Annotated in this window: 6 protein-coding genes; 5 read left to right on the top strand and 1 reads right to left on the bottom strand. The window is 71.5% G+C overall.

The genetic code is table 11. From position 1 onward, the window contains the following. Positions 1–366: 366 nt before the first annotated feature. A complete protein-coding gene (locus tag BGM09_RS27130) occupies positions 367–1,245 on the bottom strand; it encodes an IclR family transcriptional regulator (RefSeq protein ID WP_188284338.1) in 879 nt (292 codons plus the stop codon). Between the two features lie 216 nt (positions 1,246–1,461). Here BGM09_RS27130 and BGM09_RS27125 point away from each other — a divergent pair, with 216 nt between their 5' ends. The 5 genes from BGM09_RS27125 to BGM09_RS27105 form a co-directional block, all read left to right on the top strand. Beyond that, positions 1,462–2,814, top strand: a complete 1,353-nt coding sequence (locus BGM09_RS27125; protein WP_188284337.1) for an aspartate aminotransferase family protein — start codon at positions 1,462–1,464, stop codon at positions 2,812–2,814. Further along, positions 2,814–4,001 (top strand): mandelate racemase/muconate lactonizing enzyme family protein, encoded by a 1,188-nt coding sequence (locus BGM09_RS27120; protein WP_188284336.1) that lies wholly within the window; start codon positions 2,814–2,816, stop codon positions 3,999–4,001. Before BGM09_RS27125 ends, BGM09_RS27120 begins: the two co-directional genes overlap by 1 nt. Further along, entirely contained in the window at positions 3,998–4,849 is an 852-nt protein-coding gene (locus BGM09_RS27115) for an amidohydrolase family protein (protein WP_188284335.1), read from the top strand. The genes BGM09_RS27120 and BGM09_RS27115 overlap by 4 nt, the downstream gene beginning before the upstream one ends. Continuing rightward, on the top strand, positions 4,846–5,688 hold the full coding sequence (locus BGM09_RS27110; protein WP_188284334.1) for an SDR family NAD(P)-dependent oxidoreductase: 843 nt from the start codon (positions 4,846–4,848) through the stop codon (positions 5,686–5,688). The genes BGM09_RS27115 and BGM09_RS27110 overlap by 4 nt, the downstream gene beginning before the upstream one ends. Continuing rightward, the coding region (locus BGM09_RS27105) for a hypothetical protein (RefSeq protein ID WP_411158374.1) at positions 5,685–5,894 on the top strand (210 nt) is incomplete at its 3' end. The genes BGM09_RS27110 and BGM09_RS27105, both read left to right, overlap by 4 nt.

The following is a 5,894-nucleotide window of genomic DNA, read 5'->3' as shown; positions in this document are numbered from 1 at the left end:
GGCGTCGGAGCCGGTGGCGGACGCGGGGGCCGCACCGGCTCCGACCGCGGTGGTGGTGGCCGCGAGCAGGAGCCCGCCGATTCCGCCGGCCCGCAGCAGCCCGCGTCGGGAGGTGTCGGGACGGCTCGGCGCCGAGCTCGGTTCGGGACTCTGGTCGGTGGTGGTGGGACCCGGCACGGGGCCAGGGGAAACGTTCACGGTGTGCCTCAGCCTTCGATGGGCCTGGGGTGAGGACGAGTCCCGTGACGCTTGCCGGACATGCGGATGGCGGTGCGGACCGGTGCGGTAAAAGCGCAGACCAGGGGCAGGGTGCTTGCGCGGCACCGTCCGACGGGGCGAGACGTTATGCCCCTGTCGGTGAATCGGTCAAGGCCCCGCGGTGGCCTCCGTGCGGCCCGCGGTCGTCGCCCCGGCGTTGCCGTACCCCAGGCTCTGGCTGATCCGATCGGCGAAGTCCCTTACCTGGAGGCCGAGTTCACGGAACCGCCAGCCGGGCAGGTCGAGCTTGAGGCCGGTGATGCTGATCGCGCCGACGCATCGGTTCCGGTGGTCGCGGACCACACTGCCGATGCAGAAGATCCCGTCGGCGTCCTCCTCGTCGTCCAGCGCGTAGCCGGTGGCGCGGATGTCGGCCAGGTGGGCGAAGAGCGTCGCCTCGTCGGTGATGGTGCGCGAGGTGCGGCGGGGCAGCCCGGTACGGGCGACGATCTCCCTGGCCTGCGGCTCGGGCAGCGCGGCCAGCAGCGCCTTGCCGATCCCGGTGCAGTGCGGCAGTTCGCGGGCGCCCATCCGCAGGTCGAGCCGCAGACCGCCGCCGGTGTCGACCTGGTCGACGATCACCGCCTGGCCGTCCTGCGGCACCGCGACCCGTGAGGCCATGCCGGTGGCGACGGTCAGCTCACGCAGGATCGGGCGGGCCACGTCCCGCAGCGAGATCTGGGCCTGGGCCCGGTCGCCCAGCCGGGCCAGCGACATCCCCAGCCGGTAGCGGCGGTTCATGCCCTCGCCCTCGTCGGCCACCAGTCCGTAGTGCCGCAGGGTCTGCAACAGGCCGAAGGCGGCGCTCTTCGAGACACCGCTGCGCTGCGCGACTTCGGTCACGCTCAGTCCCGCTCCCGGGCCTCCGGTGGCGAGCACCTCCAGCAGTTCCGCGGCCCTCGCCACGGTCTTCACCAGGTACTTCGGCTCCGCCCCCGGCTCACGGCCCCGCCCGTCATCGAGCCCGCGCCCACCACTGTTCTGCATAGCGGAACAGTTTACCACCGGACACCCCTTGACCGAGGCGCGACGGCAGATCTAAGATCACCCCACTGTTCTGTTATTCAGAACAGTGTTCTTGAAAATCGTTCCTTCAGTGCAGCGAACGAATCCTGCGACGACTTGCCGGGCGGATGGCGTCCCGCGGTCCCGACCGGGCAGGGCCGGGACCGTCACCCACAGCATCGACGCGAGGAGCACCACATGACGCTCGCCGAGCGGGCCCGCCGGGTGATACCGGGCGGTGTCAACAGCGGCCAGCGCAGCATTCCCGGTCTGACCGACCTGGTGATCGCCCGTACCGGGGGATCCCGGTTCTGGGACAGCGAGGGCCGGGAGTTCACCGACTACCACGCCGCGTTCGGACCGCCGCTGCTCGGTCACAACGACCCGGACGTGGCCGCCGCGGTCGCGGACGCCTCGGGCCGCCTCGGCCTCACCGGGGTGGCGGTCACCGAGGCCGAGGTGGTCCTCGCCGAGCAACTGGCCGAACTGATCCCCTCGATCGAGCAGGTGCTGCTCACCAGCACGGGCAGCGAGGCCACCTTTCACGCGCTACGGGTGGCCCGCGCGGCCACCGGGCGCCGGCTGGTGGTCAAGTTCCAGGGCTGCTACCACGGTTGGCACGACTCGGTCAGCCTCAACGTCATCTCGGCCCCCGACCGGGTCGGCAGGCACGACCCGACCTCCACCGGCATCTTGCCCGAAGTGCTCGACGCCACCTTGGTGTTGCGCTTCAACGACGCCGCCGCCGTACGGCAGGCGTTCGCCGAACACGGCACCGACATCGCCGCGGTCATCGTGGAACCCATCCCGCACAACGTCGGCGCGCTGCTGCCCACCGAGGAGTTCCTGCGCACGCTGCGCGAGGAGTGCACCGCGGCCGGCAGCGTACTGGTCTTCGACGAGGTCATCACCGGCTTCCGGCACGCCCTCGGCGGCTACCAGGCGATCTGCGGCGTCACCCCTGACCTGACCACCCTCGGCAAGGCCATCGCCAACGGCGCCCCGATCGGCGCGCTCGGCGGCCGTGCCGACCTGATGGAGCGGTTCAGCAGCCGCCCCGGCGGCCCGGTGTTCTTCGCCGGCACCTACAACGGCCACCCGCTCCCGGTCGCCGCCGCCCTGGCCACGATCGGCAAACTGCGCGAACAGCCTGTGCACGAGCACGTGTTCCGGCTGGGGGAGCGGGTGCGCACCGAACTCACCGCGCTCTACCGGCGGATCGGCGTACCCGCCGTGGTCACCGGCTACGGCTCGGTCTTCGTCACCTACTTCATGCCGGGTCCCGCCCCGCTCAGCTACGACGACCTGCTCGCGAACGACACGGCGCTGTTCGTCGGCTACCGCCGCCACCTCGTCGAACACGGCGTCTTCGAACTGCCCCTCAACCTCAAGCGCAGCCACCTCTCCTACGCGCACACCGACGCCGACGTGGACCGCCTGCTGGAGGCGACCGAGGCGGCCGTCACCCACACCCTGGCCGAGGGCGGACCCGGCGACCTCGCGCACGCCTCCACCATGGGCGGCACCGGACCGATGACAGGAGCCCGCTGATGCTGACCGTGAACACCACCCGCCCGGCCGGTCCGGCCGGCCGGATCAGCAAGGTCGAGACCCTTCAACTGGGCACCTCCTGGCGTGACTTCGGTTACGTCCGGATTCACACGGACCAGGGTCTGACCGGCGTGGGCGAGATCACTCACCCCTACCGGGTGGACGAGACCTGCCGGCTCACCGAGGCGATGGGGCACCGGCACCTGCTGGGCGCCGACCCGTTCGACGTCGAAGAGCTCTGGCTGCGCATGTACCAGGGCGACTTCCTGCGCGGCGGCGACGTCGGCGGTGTCGTCGTCTCCGGCGTGGACCAGGCCCTGCACGACCTGATGGGCAAGGCGCTGGGCGTGCCCGTCTACCGGCTGACCGGCGGTGCCACCCGGGACCGGGTCCGGGTCTACGCCAACGGCTGGTACACCGGCGAGCGCGAGCTGGCCGAATTCGCCGCCAAGGCGAAGGAGACCGTCGCCAAGGGCTTCACCGCGCTGAAGTTCGACCCGTTCGGCGCGGGGCTGCACGAGCTGGAACGGGCCGAGTTGCGCCGCTCGCTGGCGCTGGTCGCCGCGGTGCGCGAGGCGGTCGGCCCCGAGGTGGACCTCTTCGTCGAAGGCCACGCCCGGTTCGCGATGGCCACCGCACGCCGGCTGGTGCACGAGCTGGCACCGTACGACATCGGCTGGTTCGAGGAACCGCTGCCGTGGACGCACATCGAGCGCTACGCCGAGCTACGGCAGATCGCGGCGTTCCCGATCTCCGGCGGCGAGCACTTCCACAACCGCTACGAGTACAAGCAGCTCTTCGCGAGCGACGCCGTGGACATCGTGCAGCCCGACCTGTCGATGGCCGGCGGCTTCACCGAGCTGCGGAAGATCGCCGCGCAGGCCGACGCGCACGGCATGCTGGTCGCCCCGCACAACTCCAACTCGCCGCTGTGCACCACCGCTTCGGTGCACGCCGCGCTCGGGATCACCAACCTCAAGATCCTGGAGACCTTCGACGGGCTGCTGGAGCCCTACGTCTTCGACGCCGTCCGCGGCGCGCTGCCGATCACCGACGGCCACATCGGGCTGCCGACCGCACCCGGGCTGGGCATCGAGCTGGTGGACGAGGTCTTCGCCGAACACCCTCCCACCCACCGCTTCTGGAACATGTTCGCGGACGGCTGGGAGAAGAGGAACCGCACATGATCGTCGATGTGCACTCCCATCTGTTCCGGCACAGCCACGACTTCGACGACGCCTTCCGCGCCGAGTCCGCCCGCGCGCACGCCGGCGAGGTCGATCTCACCGTCAGATACGAGGACTACGCGGCGAGCGCACCCGAGGGCACCCGCACCGTGGTGGTCGGCGGCAAGGCCCGGCGCAGCGGCCTGTGGGTCGACGACGCGGCCGTGGCCGCCTACGTCGCACAGCACCCCGACCGGCTGATCGGCTATCTCTCGCTCGACCCGACCCAGCCCGGCTGGCAGGACGAACTCCGCTTCGGTCACCGGGAACTGGGGCTGCGCGGGATCAAACTGATGCCGATGTACGCCGGGTTCGACCCCGCCGACGAGGCGTACGAACCCCTGTACGACTACGCCGAGCGGCACGGCCTGCCGCTGCTGGTGCACACCGGCACCACCTTCGTCTCCCAGGCGCCGCTGGAGTACGCCATGCCCCGGCACCTGGACTGGGTGGCCATGCGCCACCCCGAGCTGCGCATCGTGCTGGCACACCTCAGCCACCCCTTCGAGGGCGAGTGCGTCGCGGTGATCCGCAAGCACCAGCATGTCTACGCGGACATCAGCGCGCTGCACTACCGCCCGTTCCAGCTCTGGCACAGCCTGCGCCTGGTGCAGGACTACGGGGTGTGGGACAAGCTGCTGTTCGGCAGCGACTACCCGTTCACCACGGTGAACGACTCGGTGGACGGGCTGCGCCGGATCGCCCGCGTCCCCGGCATTCCCGGCCTCGACCCGCTCGACCAGGACGCGGTGGAGGCGCTGATCCACCGCCCGTCGCTCGACCTGCTCGGATTGGGAACGACGACATGAGCCGTTTCGACCTGAGCGGGCGCACCGCCCTGGTCACCGGCGCCGCTGGCGGCCTGGGCCGGGCCTTCGCCGGGGCACTGGCCGAGGCCGGCGCCGACCTGGTGCTCACCGACCTGCCCGGCGCCGACGGGCTGGCCGAAACCGCCGCGCTCGTACGGGAGTCGGGGCGCGGCGCGCTCGTCGTCGAGCAGGACCTGTCCGACACCGCGGCCCTGCACGGCTTCGCGGACCGGGTGCGCGAACAGGCCGGGCCGCTGCGCATCCTGGTCAACAACGCGGGCACCGCCGCCCTGGAGCGGTTCAACGAGATCACGCCGGAGAGCTGGTACCGCGTCATGCGGGTCAACCTCGACGCGGTCTTCTTCCTCACCCAGCGGGTCGCCGAGCACATGATCGCCGACGGGCTGCCCGGCCGCATCGTCAACGTCACCTCCAAGAACGCCCTGGTCGCCGAGGCGGGGCTCGCCCATTACAACGCCTCCAAGGCCGCCGTGGACCTGCTCACCCAGTCTCTGGCGGTCGAGCTGGCCCCGCACGGCATCACCGCCAACAGCCTCGCCCCTGGCATGGTCGCCACCCCCATCGACGGCGAGTTCCCCTTCGACCGGGAGGCGTTCGAGGACGCCTACCGCCGACGGATTCCGCTGGGCCGCTACGCCCGCCCCGACGAGTGCACCGGCGCCCTGCTGCTGCTCGCCGGCGACGAGGGCGCCTACCTGACCGGCACCCGGATCGTGGTGGACGGCGGGGTCCTGGCCGATCAGATGCCGCGCACCGCGTTCATGCCCCCGTACCGCACCTCGCTCCGCCCCCGGCGGAAGGACGGCACCACACCATGACCAGCACCCGCAGACACCTGCTCCGCTCCGGCGGCCTCGGCGCGGCAGCCGCCGCGGCCGGCGCCCTCACCAGCACGGCCCTGGCCGTCCCGGCCCAGGCCGCCGCGCCCGGCCAGAGCGGTTCCGAGCCGTCCGGGCAGCGCGGGGGGACGGCCGGGGGCACGGCGTACGCCACCGTCGCCGAGCTGCTCGCCACGCCGTGGAAG

It is taken from the genome of Streptomyces sp. CBMA29 (assembly GCF_014596445.1).
GTDB lineage: Bacteria > Actinomycetota > Actinomycetes > Streptomycetales > Streptomycetaceae > Actinacidiphila.
The sequence above is the reverse complement of the archived record's forward strand: the minus strand, read 5'-3'. Positions and strand labels throughout refer to the sequence as shown.

Bases quoted from the DNA above. Each gene is read 5' to 3' on its own strand.
- BGM09_RS27130 (WP_188284338.1), bottom strand. From the start codon at position 1,245: ATGCAGAACAGTGGTGGGCGCGGGCTCGATGACGGGCGGGGCCGTGAG.
- BGM09_RS27125 (WP_188284337.1), top strand. From the start codon at position 1,462: ATGACGCTCGCCGAGCGGGCCCGCCGGGTGATACCGGGCGGTGTCAAC.
- BGM09_RS27120 (WP_188284336.1), top strand. From the start codon at position 2,814: ATGCTGACCGTGAACACCACCCGCCCGGCCGGTCCGGCCGGCCGGATC.
- BGM09_RS27115 (WP_188284335.1), top strand. From the start codon at position 3,998: ATGATCGTCGATGTGCACTCCCATCTGTTCCGGCACAGCCACGACTTC.
- BGM09_RS27110 (WP_188284334.1), top strand. From the start codon at position 4,846: ATGAGCCGTTTCGACCTGAGCGGGCGCACCGCCCTGGTCACCGGCGCC.